The organism is Myxococcales bacterium, assembly GCA_016717005.1.
GTDB lineage: Bacteria > Myxococcota_A > Polyangia > Haliangiales > Haliangiaceae > UBA2376.
Window position 1 is genome coordinate 98960 of record JADJUF010000025.1, and the last position, 16265, is coordinate 115224.

Here is a 16265-nt window from a genome sequence, read left to right on the forward strand (position 1 = left end):
CGCCCGCTGGCCGTGAGTTTGTTGATTCTTGAGAGAGATGACGGCGGAGCGGACCCGATCCCGGCGACCAGGAATGACGCTGGGGCGGCTCGCCGGGCGGCTCGCCGGGATCGGATCTGGTCCCGCGACCGCAGGGTCTCCGGACGATCAAATCAAACTCACGGAGCAGGCGGGCGCTGTGGGCTGGGCGCCCACTCCCACGCCGCGCGCAGGCGTACACGCCTCGCCGGTGTCCAAGCCGGAGTGGGCAGGCGCGCCGCCGGCACGATCGCTGAGGCGGCCACCACTGCGGCGCGCGGTGCGGCTGTCCACGCCGGCGGCAACTCCATCAGCGCTCCGGGTGACCGGCGCCCACACGTGTTCGACGCGCGGAGGGCGCCGAGCCAGCGGCAACACAACCGCGCTCTCTTCCCCGGACGGCACCTCCATCGCCGCGCCAGGCGCGACGGCACCGCGATCAGGCATGCAGCGGCGGCCTCATTGCCGTCACCCGCCGTCCGCCGCGCCCCGCCGCCGTCCGCCGCGCCCCGCCGTCGCCCGACGCGTCCGACGCGCCACGAAGCACGCGAACGCGCCACGAAGTCCTGCTGCTGCCGTCCTGGGGCCTGCGTCCCGCGTGGTCCCGCGTGGTCCCGCGTGTCCTGCGCGACACGCCGCCACGCCGACCCGACGGGACGATGGGAACGTGGGCTGGCTCCCGGAGCGCTGATGGAGTTGACGCGGTGTGGACAGCCACACCGCAGGCGGCGTGGTGGCGTAGCGGACCGCCCAGGACGGCGGTGTGCCTGACCCACACCGCTTGGACACCGGCGACGCGTGCGTGCGGTCAGGCCGCGATCGAGTTGGCGCCGGTGCCCACAACCCCACAGCGCCCGCTGGCCGTGAGTTTGTTGATTCTTGAGAGAGAGATGACGGCGGAGCGGACCCGATCCCGGCGACCAGGAATGACGCTGGGGCGGCTCGCCGGGCGGCTCGCCGGGATCGGATCTGGTCCCGCGACCGCAGGGTCTCCGGACGATCAAATCAAACTCACGGAGCTGGCGGGCGCTGTGGGGTTGTGGGCACCGGCGCCCACTCCACGCCGCGCGCAGGCGTACACGCCTCGCCGGTGTCCAAGCCGGAGTGGGCAGGCGCGCCGCCGGCACGATCGCTGAGGCGGCCACCACTGCGGCGCGCGGTGCGGCTGTCCACGCCGGCGGCAACTCCATCAGCGCTCCGGGCGACCGGCGCCCACACGTGTTCGACGCGCGGAGCGCGCCGAGCCAGCGGCAACACAACCGCGCTCTCTTCCCCGGACGGCACCTCCATCGCCGCGCCAGGCGCGACGGCACCGCGATCAGGCATGCAGCGGCGGCCTCATTGCCGTCACCCGCCGTCCGCCGCGCCCCGCCGCCGTCCGCCGCGCCCCGCCGTCGCCCGACGCGTCCGACGCGCCACGAAGCACGCGAACGCGCCACGAAGCACGCGACGCGCCCCGCCGCCGCCCAACGGCCCGACGCCGTGCGACGCCGCCCGCCGGCCCCGCCGCCGCCCGCCGCGTCCGCCGCGCCCGCCGCGTTCTCACGCGTCCATCGACACGCACCCCGACTGGCCGCCCCGCCGCCGCGCCCGCCGCCCCGCCGCGCGCGCCGCCCCGCCGCGCTCGCCGCCCCGCCGCGCTCGACGCGCCCGCCGCGCCCGCCGCGCCCGCCGCGCCCCGACAGCGCCGCCCCGACGGCGCCCCGACGCCGCCCGCCGCCCCGACGCCGCCCGCCGCGCCCGCCGCGCCCGCCGCCCCGCCGCGCTCGACGCGCCCCGACGGCGCCCCGCCCCGCCCGCCGCCCTGACGACGCGCCCGCCGCGCCCCGACGGCGCCGCCCCGACGGCGCCCCGACGCGCCCGCCGCCCCGCCGCCGCGCCCGCCGCCCCGCCGCGCCCGCCGCCCCGCCGCGCCCCGCCCGCCGCACCCCGACTCGCCGCCCTGACGACGCGCCCGACGCGCCCCGACGCGCCCGCCGCCCCGACGTCGCCCCGACGCCGCCGCCCCGACGGCGCCCCGACGCCGCCCCGCCGCCCCGCCGCCGCCCCGCCGCCCCGCCGCGCCCGCCGCGCCCGCCGCGCCGCCGCCCCGCCGCCGTGCACCGACGCCCCGACGCCGTACGCCGCCGCCCCGACGCCGTACGCCGCCGCCCGACGCGCCCGCCGCCCCGGCGTGCCCCGGCGGCCACATCGGCGGCGCGGTCGGCGGCGCGATCGGCGGCACGATCAGCGGCACGATCGGCGGCACGATCGGCGGCCAGCGGGCCCGCCGCCCCGGCCTGGACCCTGAACCACCGTCGCGAACGAACTTCCCGGCCGGCGGTCGCCCGGGGGCAGGGCGGTGCTATGCTCCGCGCCGATGTTTGGCATGGGCATGACCGAGATCCTCGTGATCCTCGTGGTCGCCATGCTCTTCCTCGGCCCGGACAAGCTGCCGGACGCGGCCAAGACGATCTCCAAGCATATCAGGGACCTGCGCAAGCAGACCCGGGAGTTCACGGACACGATCGAGAACGACACCGAGATCGGTGGCGCCATCCGCGACATCAAGAGCGCGCTCCGGGGCGAGGAGATCCGGCGGCCGGCGCGCAAGGTGGCGCCCAAGATCGATCCTGCGCTGGCGGCTGGGGCCGCGGTCGCAGCTGACGGCGCGGTCGCAGCCGAGGTCGCAGCCGATGGCACCCCGGTGCCAGCGGGCACGCGGATGTCAGACGCGATCGCCAGCGCGGTCGCGGCGGCCGCGGCAGCCGAGTCGACTGACGCGACGGTCAGCCCCGCCGCCGTCGACGCCAGCCCCGCGGCATCGGCCGAACTCGGCAGCCCAGCCACCGTTGGCGTCAGCGCCGCCGCGCTGGTCGCGATCGTCCCGGCCGAGCCTCCAACCTCCGCCGCACGACCCGTGCGCGCCGCCGCGGGCGCGACCACCACCGCCATGACCACCGCCGCCACCGCCGCCAGCGCCGAGCCCGCCGCTCCGGCTGAGCCCGTGGACGCCGAGCCGACGGACGCCGAGCCCGCGGACGCGGACGCCGACCTCGAGCCCGAGGATCCCGATGCCGCCGAGCTGGCCAAGCTCGTGCGCCCGGCCACCGGCACGATCGGCCGCGGCCAGGTCTCCTGACGATGGCGACCGCCGATCCTGACGCCGAGCTCGACGAGGGACGCATGCCGTTCCTCGAGCACCTGCGCGAGTTCCGCGATCGCCTGCGCAACGCCGCCATCTGCTTCATGGTGGCGACGATCGTGTGCTGGTTCTTCGCCCGCGACATCTACGCCGAGCTGCGCGTGCCCCTCGACCAGGCGATGGCGCACTACCCGCAGTTCGCGTCGATCAAGATGAAGTACAACGTCTTGACCGAGCCCTTCTGGGTCTACATGTCGGTCGCGCTGTGGGCCGGCGTGTTCGTCGCCAGCCCGCTCATCTTCTACCAGCTGTGGAAGTTCATCGCGCCCGGCCTGTACAAGCACGAGCGTCGGATCGGCGTCGTCTTCGCGACCTTCTCGGGGCTGTTCTTCGTCGGCGGCGCGCTGTTCTGTCACCAGTTCGTGCTCGAGCCGATGTTCCAGTACCTGCTCGGCGTCACCGGCGAGGACGCCGAGCCGGCGCTGACGATGACCGGCTACCTCGATCTCACGCGCGACATGATGCTGGCGTTCGGCGCGGTGTTCGAGATGCCGTTCGTCATCTACTTCCTGGCCAAGATCGGCCTGGTCACCCACAAGAGCCTGTGGCGCTTCAACCGCTGGTTCGTGGTGCTCGCGTTCATCATCGGCGCGATCCTGACGCCGTCGGCCGACGTCGTCTCGCAGTGCCTGATGGCGCTGCCGATGATCGCGCTCTACAACCTGTCGATCATCGTGGCGTGGGTGGTCGTGCGCAACAAGGAGCGCGCGGCCAAGGCCGCGGGCTACACCGAGGCGCCGCCCGACGACGACGACGAGGCCTGACCGCCGCCGGCCTGACGGGGGCCGGCGCGCAGCACGGCGCACTCGCCGCGTGCACCTCCCTCGCACGCAGCTCTCCGCACACCTCACCGCGCGCAGCTCACCGCGCGCAGCTCACCGCGCGCACCTCACCGCGCGCAGCTCACCGCGCGCAGCTCACCGCGCGCAGCTCACCGCGCGCACCTCACCGCGCGCACCTCACCGCGCACACCTCACCGCGCGCACCTCACCGCGCACGCCTCACCGCGCGCACCTCACCGCGCGCAGCTCACCGCGCACACCTCACCGCGCGCAGCTCACCGCGCGCAGCTCACCGCGCGCAGCTCACCGCGCACAGCTCACGACGCGCAGCTCACCGCGCGCACCTCACCGCGCGCAGCTCACCGCGCACACCTCACCGCGCGCAGCTCACCGCGCGCAGCTCACGACGCGCACCTCACCGCGCGCAGCCTTCACCTCACCGCGCGCAGCCTTCAGCACACCGCGCGCCGCGCAGGCCCAGATCGCCGCCGAGCGCGCACCTCATCGCGCGCAGCCTTCCGCACACCGCGCGCCGCGCAGGCCCAGATCGCCGCCGAGCGCGCACCTCACCGCGCGCAGCCTTCAGCACACCGCGCACCGCGCAGGCACAGTTCGCCGCCGAGCGAGCCGCAGTCGAGCCCGCGGTCGACGATCGCCGCGCAGGCGGTCCAGCGCACGCACTCGCTGTCGCCGAGATCGAGGCCGTCGGACGCGGCGTAGTCGAGGCGCCAGCCGCCGCCGGCTGGCTCGCCGATCCAGCCGACCGCGGCCCGGGCGTCGGCCAGCGGCTGATCGACCAGCACCCGGAACGTCTCGCCGCGGCCCCGCGCCGCCATCGCGCACGCCCGGGCCCAGGCCGGGTTCGCCGGCGCGTCGTCGGAGGCCGTCGCCGCGCCGCGGTCGACCGAGGCGCCCGCGCGCTCGGCCAGGAGCGCCACCGGATCCTCCTCGGGTAGGTCGCACGCCGCCGCCATCACCACCAGCGCGAGCGCGCGTCTCAGGCCTCGAACGCTACGCCCGCGCCGCGGCCGCCGCTGGCGGACACCGCTGACACCCGCGCGCACTCCGCCGCCGCCGGGTCACGGCCAGGCGGCGTCGAGCACGCCCGGCGACGCCAGCGCGATGCGCTGGAACCGGAACAGCCGCGCGCGGTGGTAGTCGCCGAGCAGCTGCAGCGCCAGCTCGTCGAAGCTGACCGTGCGCACCCAGCGGTAGCCGCACGCCGCCAGCACCGGCGTGATGTGATCCGAGCCGAACCGCACCGGCTCGGCCAGGTCGCCGATGAAGTCGCGCATGCCGTGGTCCTGCGCCGACAGCTTCTGGCCCGCGGCCATGTTCTTGCCGACGTAGTCGAACGCCACCAGCGACCGCGGATCGAGCCCGCGCGCCAGCGTGGTCGCGGTCGCGCGCACCGCGGCCTCGGTCAGGTACGGCACGACGCCCTCCCACAGGACCAGCGTCGGCTCGAGCGTCGACAGCCCGGCCGCGCGCAGCTGCTCGATCGGGTCCTCGCGCTCGAAGTCGCACGGCGCGTAGGTCGCGGCGTCGATCGGATAGCCGGGCAGGGCGGCCAGGCGCGCGCGCTTGGCCGCCTGGGTCTCAGGGTGATCGACCTCGAAGTAGCGCACGCCCGCGCGCGGCAGCCGCGCCGCGCGGGTGTCGTAGCCGGCGCCGAGCACGACCACCTGGCGCGCCCCCAGGCGATCGGCCGCCAGCCCCACCAGCCGATCGAGGTACGCGACCCGCAGCGCCAGCCAGGTCTCCATCGCCGGCCAGTGCGCGTCGAAGCCCGCGGCGATGCGGTGGCCCTCGTCGCCGGCGAGCGCGTCGGCCCAGCGATCGGTCATGATCGGCCGCGTCCACCTCGACGCGCGCGCTCGGTACGCGCACACCATGAGCGCCGTGCTGCTCGGTCCTTGCATCCGGCCTCTATAGCGCGGGCGCCCGCGGCCCAGGCGACGAGACAGGCGTGTAAGGGGCGCTACTCGATCCCTTCGCCCGGCGGCGACCGCACCGCGCCGATCCGCGCGCGCACCTCGGCCGGCACCCGGTACGCACGCAGCGCGTCGTCGTCGTCGCCGAAGCCCAGCGCGCCGCGCAGCACCACGTAGCTCCACGCGTAGTACGCCGCCACGTCGACCAGCTCGGCCCGCGGGCGTCGGTCGCCGACCGCGTGCGCCGCCAGCGCGCCCAGCGCGCCCTCGAGCGCCCGCCCGGCGCGGCCCAGGCTGGCCGCGCTCTCGGCGGCTAGCTCGGCGGTGATCGTGTCCATCGCGTCGCTCATGGGGCGTCCTCCCGCGGCACGTCGTCTGGATGCCGCGGGCGCGCGGTTCGGTGCGTCAGCGCTTCGCGGCCCGCGCGATCTCGCGCTGGTCGTCGGCGGCGCGCTTGGCCGCGCGCTTGTCGTACTGCTTCTTGTGGGTCGCCAGGCCCAGCTCGATCTTGACCTTGCCCTCCTTCCAGTAGAGGGACAGCGGGATCAGCGTGAAGCCGCGCTCGCGGGTCTTGGCGACCAGCTTGGCGATCTCGGCCTTGTGCAAGAGCAGCTTGCGGACCCGGCCGACGTCGTGGTTGTCGCGGTTGGCCCACGGGTACTCGTTGATCTGCACGCCGTGCAGCCACGCCTCGCCCTTGCGGATCTCGGCCCAGCCGTCGGAGATCGTCACCTTGGCGTCGCGCAGGGACTTCACCTCGGACCCGACCAGCACCAGCCCGCACTCGAACCGCTCGTGGATCATGAAGTCGTGCGTGGCCTTGCGGTTCTGCGCGATGAACTTCTGCGCCGCAGATCGAGCATCGGCCATGGCGGCGCGTTCTTAGCACGCAACCGGCGCCGCGCGCGGTCGATAGCACCGACATGCAAGTCCTCGAGCGCGCGCTGTCCACGCTGTTCGTCCCCCAGTGCACCGCCTGCGACGCCCGGGTCGCCCCGCCGGCCCCGCTGTGCCCGCCGTGCGCGGTCAGCCTCGATCCGGTCGGGGTCGCGTGCCCGCGCTGCGCCGAACCTCAGGCGGCCCCGCCGGCCGTCGAGTGCGCCCGGTGCCGGACCGGCGACTGGCCCCTCGAGGCCCTGGTGGCCCCGTGGCGCTACGGCGGCGAGCTGGCCCGGTCGCTGCGCCGCCTCAAGTTCGCCAGCCGCCAGGCCCTGGCCCGGGAGCTGGCGCCGCTGTACGCCCCGTTCCTCGCCGCCGCGGTCACCCACGGCGCGATCGATGTGATCGTGCCGGTGCCGCTGCACTGGCGGCGCCTGGCCGCCCGCGGCTTCAACCAGGCCGAGGCCCTGGCTCGCCACGCCCGCCGCGTCGCCGGCGTGGCCCCGCGCCTCGACACCCGGATCCTCCGGCGCACCCGCGCCACCGCGCCCCAGACCCACCTCGACGGCGCCGCCCGGCGCGCGAACCTCGATGGCGCGTTCGCCGTGCGCCAGCCGCGCCGGGTCGCCGGCCGCCGGGTGCTGCTGCTCGACGACGTCGTCGCCACTGGCGCGACCATGGCCGCCGCGGCCCACGCCCTGCGCGCCGCCGGCGCCGCCGCGGTCATCGGCTTCGCCTGCGCCCGCGCCGAGCGGTGACCGATCACCGCTGGCGCCGCCGCGGTCAGCGCCTCCGCCCGCGCCCGGGCCGCCGCCGCCCGCGGTCATCGGCTGCGCGTGCGCCAGGGCGGAGCGGTGATCGCCCGCCGATGTGCCGCCGCCGCCCGCGGTCATCGGCTGCGCGTGCGCCCGCGCGGAGCGGTGATCGACCCACCGACGCGGCCGCCGCGGTCATCGGCTGCGCGTGCGCCCGCGCCGCCGCCGCGGTCATCGACTTCGCCTGCGCCCGGGCCGCGGCCGCGGTCATCGGCTGCGCGTGCGCCGAGCGGTGATCGCCCGGGGCGCCGGCGACGCCCCAGTCCTCGGCTGCGCGTGCGCCCGCGCCGAGCGGTGATCGCGCGGGTCGCCGGCGACGCCCAGTCATCGGCTGCGCGCGCGCCCGCGCCCGCGCCGAGCGGTGATCGACCGCCGGCGCGCCGCCCCTGGCCCCCGCCGCTACTGCCGCTCGAAGATGATGAACTCGACGCGGTCGTTGATCTGCTCGGCGCCCTTGGCCTTCTTGGGCACCAGCGGCCGCTTCGAGCCGATGCCGCGCGAGTCGAGGCGCTCGGGCTCGACGCCCCAGTTGACCAGCCAGGTGCGGATCTCGTCGGCGCGCTTCTGCGACAGCGCCTCGTCGCCGGGGCCGCGCGGGTGGACGTGGACCGTGATGCGCAGCCGCTTGATCTTGCGGTCGGCCCGCATCGTCGCGCCGATCTGCGACAGCGCCTTGGGGGCGTTCTTGCTGAGCTTGGTGGTCGTGCCGACGAACGTGACCGGGTCGAGCACCTCGATGCGATCGGGCATGACCATGATCAGCGAGTCGCCCTTGTCGGGGCAGCCGTCCTCGTCGGCGTTGCCGTTGATGGTCTCGGGCTCCATCGCGCACTGGTCGAGCACGTCGGGCACGCCGTCGCCGTCGTTGTCCGGCTCCTCGCAGCCGTCGTCGTCCTGGAAGCCGTCCTTGTCCTCGGGCTCGGACGGGCACTTGTCCTCGGTGTCGGGCACGCCGTCGCCGTCGTTGTCGGGATCGATGCAGCCGTCGTCGTCCTCGAACCCGTCCTTGTCCTCGGGCTGGTTCGGGCACTTGTCGTCGGCGTCGAGCAGGCTGTCCTTGTCGTTGTCGGCGTCGGGGCAGCCGTCCTCGTCCTCGAAGCCGTCCATGTCCTCGGCGTCGAGCTTGCACGCGTCGTCGGCGTTGACCACGCCGTCGCCGTCGTCGTCGCCCACGTCGCGCGGCGGCGGCGGCACGTAGATGTGCAGCGGCGCGTCCTTGCGGGCCTTGGGCGAGAACGACAGCATCAGGAAGCCGCGCACCTTGGGCGCGCCGATGCCGGCGCGGAGGCCGGTGCCGCCGCCCAGCGACAGCGCCACGCTCTGGCCCATCCGGTAGCGCAGCCCGACGGTCGCCTCGATCGGGCTGGCCGCGGCGGCGTCGTCGCTGCCCAGGCCCATCCGGCCGAAGGTCTCGCCGATCAGCCACAGCTTCTCGAGGGTGCGCACCGACACCCCGGCGCCGAACAGCACCTGGTGGCCCTGGGTCATGCCCGCGAACTCGGTGGCGCCGCCGCGCACCAGGAAGCCGGCGTTGGCGGCCAGGGTGATCCGCTTGCCGGCGGCCTGCGACAGCAGCAGCCGCGCGGCGCCGGTCACCGTGCCCGAGCCCGCGAACTGATCGGCCTTGGCGGTCGGCGCGGTGATCGTCGCCGACGCGCCGACCTTGGTCTTGGCGCCGTCGACCAGGGCGTAGCGGGCCAGCACGCCGATGTCGCCGATCGTGCTGCCGCCGCCGTTGCTGAAGTCGAGGCCGGCGATGCCGGGGTTGGCGCCCTGCTGCGACAGCAGCGGGACCCGCACGCCCAGCTCGAGCTTGGCGGCGATCGCGTACGCGAACCCGAGCTCGACCGCGGTCCGGCCCGAGACGATGTCGCCGCCCGCCATCCCGGTGTCGGCGATCGTCATCGGCGACACCGCGTGGTTGAACGCCAGGTCCAGGGCCCACGCGCCCTTGGCGCCGACGGTCGGCGACTCGATCGCGAACATCTGGCCCTCGGTGGCCGGGGCCGGCGAGAACGTGCTGAGCTCGAGGTCGCGCGAGCCCTGGGCCGCCGCCGGCGCCGCGGTGGCCGCGACCGCCGCGATCACGGCCAGCGCCAGCACGCCGCGCGCGGCCCGCCGACGGCGCATCGCGACCGCCAGCGCCAGCACCAGCAGCGCGACCGTGCCGCGGCCGCCCTTGCCCGACGTGCTGCAGCCGCCGCCGCCGCGGACCTGGACGTCGACCGCGGTCAGGGTGACCGGGATCTGCGCGTGCGGGAAGGTGTCGCCGTCGAGGTAGACGTCGGCGGTGAAGGTCACGTCGCCCGCGGTCTGCGCGGTGATCGTCAGGTCGTAGACCTCGGTCTCGCCCATCGCCAGCTCGCGCTCGGCGTCGCCGACCACCTCGACCCGGGCCTGGGCCGACGTCGGCCGCAGCTCGATCGTGAAGGGCTCGGCCGGGATGGCCTCGTTCTTCGCGGTCAGGCCGGTCGGGAACACCTCGGTCAGCCGCACCGGCACGCCCACCGCCAGCACGTCGGTCGCGGTCACGCCGCTGGTGACCGTCACGGGGCGCACGATCGAGGTGCCGCTCAGCGTGACCTCGGCCATCGCGTTGCCCTCGTCGTCGTTCATCACGGTGATCGCGCCGGTGTAGCTCTGGTAGGCCTCGTCGGCCGGCCGGAACTCGACGGTCACGTCCTGGCACACCGGCGCGCCGCCCGGCGCCGCGACGCCGGTCAGGCTCAGCGTCGACGCGCTGGTGACGTCGAACGGCGCCGCCGGGTCGGTGATCATCGACACCGCCAGCGCGGCCTCGCCGGTGTTGCACACCGCCACGGTCTTGACCGCGCGCGGGTCGTCGGCCCGCGGGTTGCGATACACGTCGCCGAACGCGATCGTCGGGGCGCTGACGCTGACGTGCTGATCGACGCCGTAGCCGGTCAGCGTGATCGCCTGGCCCAGCGGCTGGCGCACGCCGCCGACGTAGTAGCCGGTGGTGTTGATCGTGAACGACGACGACTCCATCGTCGCCGCCGAGCGCTCGACCGACGGGTCGAAGCGCACCATCATCGTGACCGACTCGCCGCTGGCGATCGTGCCCGGCATCGCGCCGACCAGCGAGAACGACCCGGTCGGGTTGGTGACGCCCGAGATCACCAGCGGGGCCGCGCCCGCCGGCAGCATGTTGGTGACCGTCAGCGGTAGCACCCGGCCGCCGACCAGGTCGACGTCGACCCCGCCGAAGTCGAGCGCCGCGCCCGGGTTGAGCGCCATCGTCGGGCCGACCGAGGTCATCGTCAGGGCCACGGTGCGGTGGGCGTCGGCCCCCGGCAAGGTCGAGGTCACGTCGAGCGTGGCGGTGAACACCCCGAGCATCGCGTCGTTGGGATCGGCGGTGACCGTGACGTCGAGCTGCTGGCCGGTGATCAGGGTGGGCAGCGTCCCCGGCACGCCCGCGATGGTGTAGTTGCCGGCGGCCCCGATCAGCGTCACCGAGGTCAGCGGCGCCGCCGCCTGGCCGATGTTCTTGAAGCAGAACCCCTGCGGCCGGGACGCGTCCCACGCGACCTGGCCGTAGTCGTACGCCGACAAGGTGTTGACGCAGCCCGCGCCCGCGCCCGGCATGATCACCAGGCCCGAGTCGACGCCGTCGCCGGTGACCGTGAAGGCCAGCGTGTTCCAGTCGGTCGCGAGCGTCACGGTCGCGGTGCCCTGGGTGTTCAGGGTCGGCATGAACGTGATCGGCAAGGTGATCGTCCCGCCCGCCGGCACGACCATCGCCGAGGCCGCGCCGAGGGTGTAGCCCTGGGCCGCCGGCGCCGAGGTGATCGTGCTGATCGTGACCGGGCGGTTGCCGATGTTGGAGATCGTGACCGTGGTCATCTTCGACTGGTTGAGGAACGTGGTGCCGAAGTCGATGGTGTTGGTCGGCTGGGTGTAGGCGAACGGCGTCGCCGAGGTGACGACGATGCGGCCGCGGATGGCCGAGCAGCTCAGGCCCACGTCGACCGCGGTGTCGTTGTTGCTGTCGTTGACCACGGAGATGGTGCCGGTGCGGGTGCCCTGGGTGTCGGGCGAGCACGCGACCGTCCAGCTGGCGGTGCCGGCCGGCGCGATCGTGGTCGTGGCCGGCCCCACGAGGTCGAAGTCGGCGGTGTTGCTGTTGGTCACCGAGGTGATCGTCAGCGTCATCGAGCCGGTGTTCTGGACCGTGATGGTCTGGGTCGCCGAGGTGGCGCCGACGTTGGTGTCGGTGAACGTCACCGCGCCGCCGACCGTCGGCGGCGCCGACGGCACCGGCGCGGTCAGCGCGACCAGCGGCTCGACGCCGGTGCCGCTCACGGCGATGTTGACCGACGGCGTGCTGACGTCGCTCGAGGCGACGTTGACGTTGCCGGTCACCGGGCCGGTCACCGTCGGCCGGAACGACACGGTCACCGTCACCGCGGTGGCGCCCGGGTTGAGGGTGCCGGTGCAGCCCGGGGCCGAGCACGCGATCGAGAAGTGCTGGGCCGGGGGCGACACCGTGTAGGTCATCGCCGACGTGGTCGTGCCGGCCGGGTTCGAGATCGTGAAGGTCCGGGTGGTCGGGCTGGTGTTGTTGATGCGCTGGTTGCCGAAGTCGGCCAGCGGCGTGCCGGCGATCTGCAGGTCCGGCGTCGCGCCGGTGCAGGTGAGCGAGACGGTCTTGGGCGAGGCCGGGTCGTCGGTCGGGATGTTGAGGGTGCCGGTCTTGAGGCCGATCGTCGCCGGGTCGCACCGCAGCGTGATCGTCGTGTTGCCGCCGGCGGCGACCGAGGGCAGCGAGCTGCAGGTCTGGCCGGTCGTGCACGAGCCGAAGGCGAAGGTGAAGTTGCCCGACGGGTCGCCGGTGATCGTCATCGAGCCGACCAGGTTGAGCGAGACGCCGCCGGAGTTGGTGATGACCAGGGGCTGCGTCACGCCGCCGGCCGCGGCGATGTCGACGGTGCTGAAGCTCAGCGTGTTGGCCGCCGACACCGTCGAGATCGCGCCCGTGCCGGCGACCGGGATGACCTTGGTCGCGTCCGTCGGATCAGGGTCGTTGGTCGTGAGCGTGATCGAGCCCGAGCGGGCGCCGACCGCGGTGGGGACGAACCCGACCTGGATGGTCGCGTTGGCGCCGGCCGCGACCGTGCCCGTGCACGTCGGGTGGGTGACGCAGGTCAACGGGAACTCGCCGGCGGACGAGGTCACCGCCGTGTAGGTCAGGGCCTGGGCGCCGGCGGCGTTCGAGATCGTGATGGTCTTGACCGCGGCCGGGGTCCCGACCCGGATCGTGCCGAAGTTGGTCGGGGTCGTCACCGACAAGGTCGGCGGCACCGTCGTGCACGACAGCGTCACCACGTCGGTGGCGCTGACGCCGTCGTCGCTGGTGATGGTCAGGGTCGCCCCGAAGGTGCCGCCCGTGGCGCTGTTGCAGCGCACGACGAACGGCTCGGTGACCGACATCGCGATCGCGCCCGGGGTGGTGCAGGTCTGGCCGGTGCAGCCGTGGTCGGTGAACGAGAACACCGACGCGCCGGCGCCGGTGATCGCCATCGTCGCGATGTTGAGCGGCTCGACGCCGGTGTTCTGGACGCTGAGCGTGTTCGTGGCCGCCGTGCCGGCCGGCGTCGGGCCGATCGTCAGCGTCGCGGCCACCGTCAGCACCGACTGGGTGCCGGTGCCGTTGAGCGTGATGTTGGTGGGGACGTCGGGCGAGTCGTTGGTCGCGCCGATCGACAGCGTGCTGGTCTTGGCGCCGTTCGACGCCGGGTTGAACGTGATCGGCAGCGTCGCCGTGCCGCCGTTGCCCGCGATCGTGCCGCTCAGCGCGCCCAGCGAGAAGTCGGTCGAGTTGGTCAGCGAGGTGGTGAACTGCGCCACCGTCACGTCGAGCTCGCCGTCGTTCTGGACGGTCAGGTTGCGGACCTCGGGGGTGCCGCCGTTGTGGCGCTGCGGGTTGAAGTTGATCGTCGGCTGGGTGATCGACAGGGTCGAGGCCAGGCCGTCGCCGTCGACCGGGATCGTCGGATCGCCGCCGCCCGGGCCGTTGGCCGTGATCACGCAGCCCGACAACGCCGCCCGGCTCGCGGGCGTGAAGATGACGTCGACCGTGATCGAGCCGTCGGTGGACCCCACGCGCATCGGCACGACGACCGTGGCGCTCGGGCTGAACGACAGCGTGCCCGCGCACCCGCCGCTCGGCTGCATCGTCACCGACGCCGTGGCCATGTTGTCGTCGTTGGTGATCGTCACCGTCTGCGGCGCGCTCGGCGTGCCGACGTTCACCTGAAGGAAGTCGAGCGTGGGTGGGCTCACGGCGATCGCGGCCGACGCCGCGCCGGCGGTCCAGCCGAGCGTCCCCACCCCAACCACGAATAGAACTGCAAGACGAGCGCGCATGTAGGCTCCGAAGGGTTCGCGCACCCGGCCCCCGAGCCAGGTGTGCGTGCGGAAATGGTAACCCGCCCTACCACATGATCGGAAGCCCCCACGGCCCCCGTGTGACCCACGTAACCCTTGCTCGTCCCTCGCGAAAATCGGCCCCCGCCGGCTGCGATCGGCCGCCTGGGTTCCGCCGCCCGCGTCAGGCCCTCCCGGCCGCTCGCGAAGATCGGCCCCCGCCGCCTGCGTTCCGCCCTTGTGGCCGTCGACGTAACCCTTGCTCGGGGCTCGCGAAGATCGGCCCCCCGCTGCCTTCGTTCCACCGTTTCGGCCGTCGACGTAACCCTCGCTCGGGGCTCGCGAAGATCGGCCCCCGCCGCCTGCGTTCCGCCCTTGCGGCGGTCGACGTAACCCTCGCTCGGGGCTCGCGAAAATCGGCGCCCGCCGCCTGCGTTCCGCCCTTGTGGCCGTCGACGTAACCCTTGCTCGGGGCTCGCGAAAATCGGCGCCCGCCGCCTGCGTTCCGCCCTTGCGTCGGCCCCTCGCCGGCCCCATGATGCCGCCTGGGCCCTCGGGGCCGGTTCTATGACAAGGGGGCGTACCGGTTTCGACGAGGATGTCGACGTTCGAGCTGCGTGCCGTGGCGCCCATGGCCACGTAAAAATGGGCAACCCTGCAACTGCGAACGATAACGCTGTTGCTCTCGCGGCCTGACCTAGTCAGGACCACGACGGGTGCGTAGGCTTCCGCCTGGAGCCCGCGTAGCCGAAATAATCAGGCTGGCCTGCCAGGAGCGACGATCGCCCGGCAGGCGAGATTCAGGATCGACTCGCGCTGGTGATGGCTGCCACCCACCTCTCACCAGGGCCAGACAAGACGAGCGGTGGCTACGCACGTAGTAGCTCATTCGAAAGCATTCTCGGACCCGGGTTCGACTCCCGGCGCCTCCACTTATATTGCTGAGTCGTTCCGTGGCCTCGCGGTCGCGGCCCGCAGCGCGGTCGCCGCGGCGGCGTGCAGCCGCTTGGCTGCCCGTGCCTCCAGCAGCGCGGCGGTGAAGGCGATGGTCGCCACGACCGCGACGATCGCGGACAGGACGAGGAACGTCCAGGCGACCGCTGGGGCGAGCGCCAGGCCGATCGCGGCCGCAGAGCCCTGCGGCTCCGGCGCGCGGGCGAGGCCGCGCAGCGCGAGGCCGGAGAAGACCGCGGCGGAGGCTCCCGCGAGGCTGAACAAGCCAGCGATGAACATGCGCAGCGGGCGACGCGCGGTGCGGCGGCCTCGAGCTCGTCATCCTCATCGGCCTCGTGTGCCATCTCATCCCCCACCTTCGGTGCTCGTCGGCTGGTCGTTCGCCGTGCGCCGCCACCGTGACGAAGTTGGTCGTGGGCAAAGCGTTACCCCATGGTCAGCCGCTTTCAAGCCGAAGTCGTGCCTGGCCGACTACCTGGCCCCAGCCGCGGCGCCAGCTCGTGACCATGTCGGCCAGCACCGGGTGCACCGGGATCGCGGTGCCCTGGCCGATCTGAAGATCGGCCAGCGGTCCGCAACCGCACCCCGTTGCGGTCGATAGGCCACGCGATGGACGCTCACACCCCCACCGCGCTCGGGTCTTCCAGGAGGCTCCAGCGCAGGCCCGCGATCGCGCCGAGCCGCAGGCCGGCGAGGCCGCCGAGCGCCGCGAACACCCGCGCGGGCTCCGGCAGCGTCTCGGAGCCGATCATCAGCTCGAACTGCGCGCGCGTGTAGCGACCGGCGCCCTCCACGCTGCCCTCGTCGTCGCCGAGCTGGGTCTTCGTCAGGATCGCCGGGTTCTGATCGACGTGGCCCGCGACCGCCGCGTCGCGGAACATCGCGCTAACCAGGCCGTAGACGTTGCGGACCGTGTGCGGCGACAGCGTCGTGGTCGTGCGCAGCTTGTGGACCCAGTCGGCCAGGTGCCGCGGGCGCACGTCGGCGAGCTTCATCGCGCCCAGGTGCGGCAGCACGTGCTTGCGCACGCGCCCGGCGTCGGTCGCGTAGTCGCGGTGCTGGACCTTGCTCGTGCCGTTCGCCTCGTACCGCGCCCGCGTCGCCTCGTAGAGCTCGCGCCGCCCCGTCAGCCACTGCTTCGAGTAGCTCGCGACCGTCACCGGCCCGATCGGGCCCGGCGCCCGCCGCGCGTCGACCGTCGCCTGGGCCGCGTCGGCGTACCGCTGCGCGCTGCGCTCCTCGCCCACGTGGTAGCGCGTCCGCTTGCGGAGCCACCGCCCCTCGTTGTCCTTCAGCCGACACCACAGCA

General features: G+C 74.0%; 10 protein-coding genes and 1 other RNA gene. 4 read left to right on the forward strand and 7 right to left on the reverse strand.

Going from position 1 to position 16265, the window contains the following annotated elements:
- Positions 1 to 2386 precede the first annotated feature (2386 nt).
- Together IPL61_21905 and tatC are read left to right on the forward strand one after the other, a co-directional pair.
- The gene (locus IPL61_21905; GenBank protein ID MBK9033888.1) at positions 2387 to 3139 is read left to right on the forward strand and encodes a twin-arginine translocase TatA/TatE family subunit; all 753 of its coding nucleotides are present in this window, start codon (positions 2387 to 2389) and stop codon (positions 3137 to 3139) included.
- Between the two features lie 2 nt (positions 3140 to 3141).
- Complete coding sequence (gene tatC, locus IPL61_21910; GenBank protein ID MBK9033889.1) at positions 3142 to 3966, forward strand: twin-arginine translocase subunit TatC; 825 nt, start codon at positions 3142 to 3144, stop codon at positions 3964 to 3966.
- A gap of 584 nt (positions 3967 to 4550) precedes the next feature.
- Here the strand turns inward: tatC and IPL61_21915 are convergent.
- The 4 genes from IPL61_21915 to smpB form a co-directional block, all read right to left on the reverse strand.
- Complete coding sequence (locus IPL61_21915) at positions 4551 to 4964, reverse strand: hypothetical protein (GenBank protein ID MBK9033890.1); 414 nt, start codon at positions 4962 to 4964, stop codon at positions 4551 to 4553.
- A gap of 99 nt (positions 4965 to 5063) precedes the next feature.
- A complete protein-coding gene (locus tag IPL61_21920; protein MBK9033891.1) occupies positions 5064 to 5906 on the reverse strand; it encodes a class I SAM-dependent methyltransferase in 843 nt (280 codons plus the stop codon).
- A gap of 59 nt (positions 5907 to 5965) precedes the next feature.
- Entirely contained in the window at positions 5966 to 6268 is a 303-nt protein-coding gene (locus IPL61_21925) for a hypothetical protein (GenBank protein ID MBK9033892.1), read from the reverse strand.
- 55 nt (positions 6269 to 6323) lie between these two features.
- On the reverse strand, positions 6324 to 6788 hold the full coding sequence (smpB, locus tag IPL61_21930; protein MBK9033893.1) for an SsrA-binding protein SmpB: 465 nt from the start codon (positions 6786 to 6788) through the stop codon (positions 6324 to 6326).
- Between the two features lie 53 nt (positions 6789 to 6841).
- Here smpB and IPL61_21935 point away from each other — a divergent pair, with 53 nt between their 5' ends.
- Positions 6842 to 7555 (forward strand): ComF family protein, encoded by a 714-nt coding sequence (locus IPL61_21935; protein ID MBK9033894.1) that lies wholly within the window; start codon positions 6842 to 6844, stop codon positions 7553 to 7555.
- Positions 7556 to 8011: 456 nt separating this feature from the next.
- Here the strand turns inward: IPL61_21935 and IPL61_21940 are convergent, their stop codons facing one another.
- Positions 8012 to 13975 (reverse strand): choice-of-anchor D domain-containing protein, encoded by a 5964-nt coding sequence (locus IPL61_21940; protein MBK9033895.1) that lies wholly within the window; start codon positions 13973 to 13975, stop codon positions 8012 to 8014.
- Positions 13976 to 14576: 601 nt separating this feature from the next.
- On the opposite strand from IPL61_21940, the gene ssrA reads away from it, so the two are divergent.
- Positions 14577 to 14937, forward strand: a transfer-messenger RNA (tmRNA) gene (gene ssrA / locus IPL61_21945).
- On the opposite strand, the gene IPL61_21950 is transcribed toward ssrA, so the two are convergent.
- Positions 14936 to 15220, reverse strand: a complete 285-nt coding sequence (locus tag IPL61_21950; GenBank protein MBK9033896.1) for a hypothetical protein — start codon at positions 15218 to 15220, stop codon at positions 14936 to 14938. The two genes, ssrA and IPL61_21950, sit on opposite strands and share 2 nt — an antisense overlap.
- A gap of 353 nt (positions 15221 to 15573) precedes the next feature.
- The coding region (locus IPL61_21955) for a hypothetical protein (GenBank protein ID MBK9033897.1) at positions 15574 to 16265 on the reverse strand (692 nt) is incomplete at its 5' end.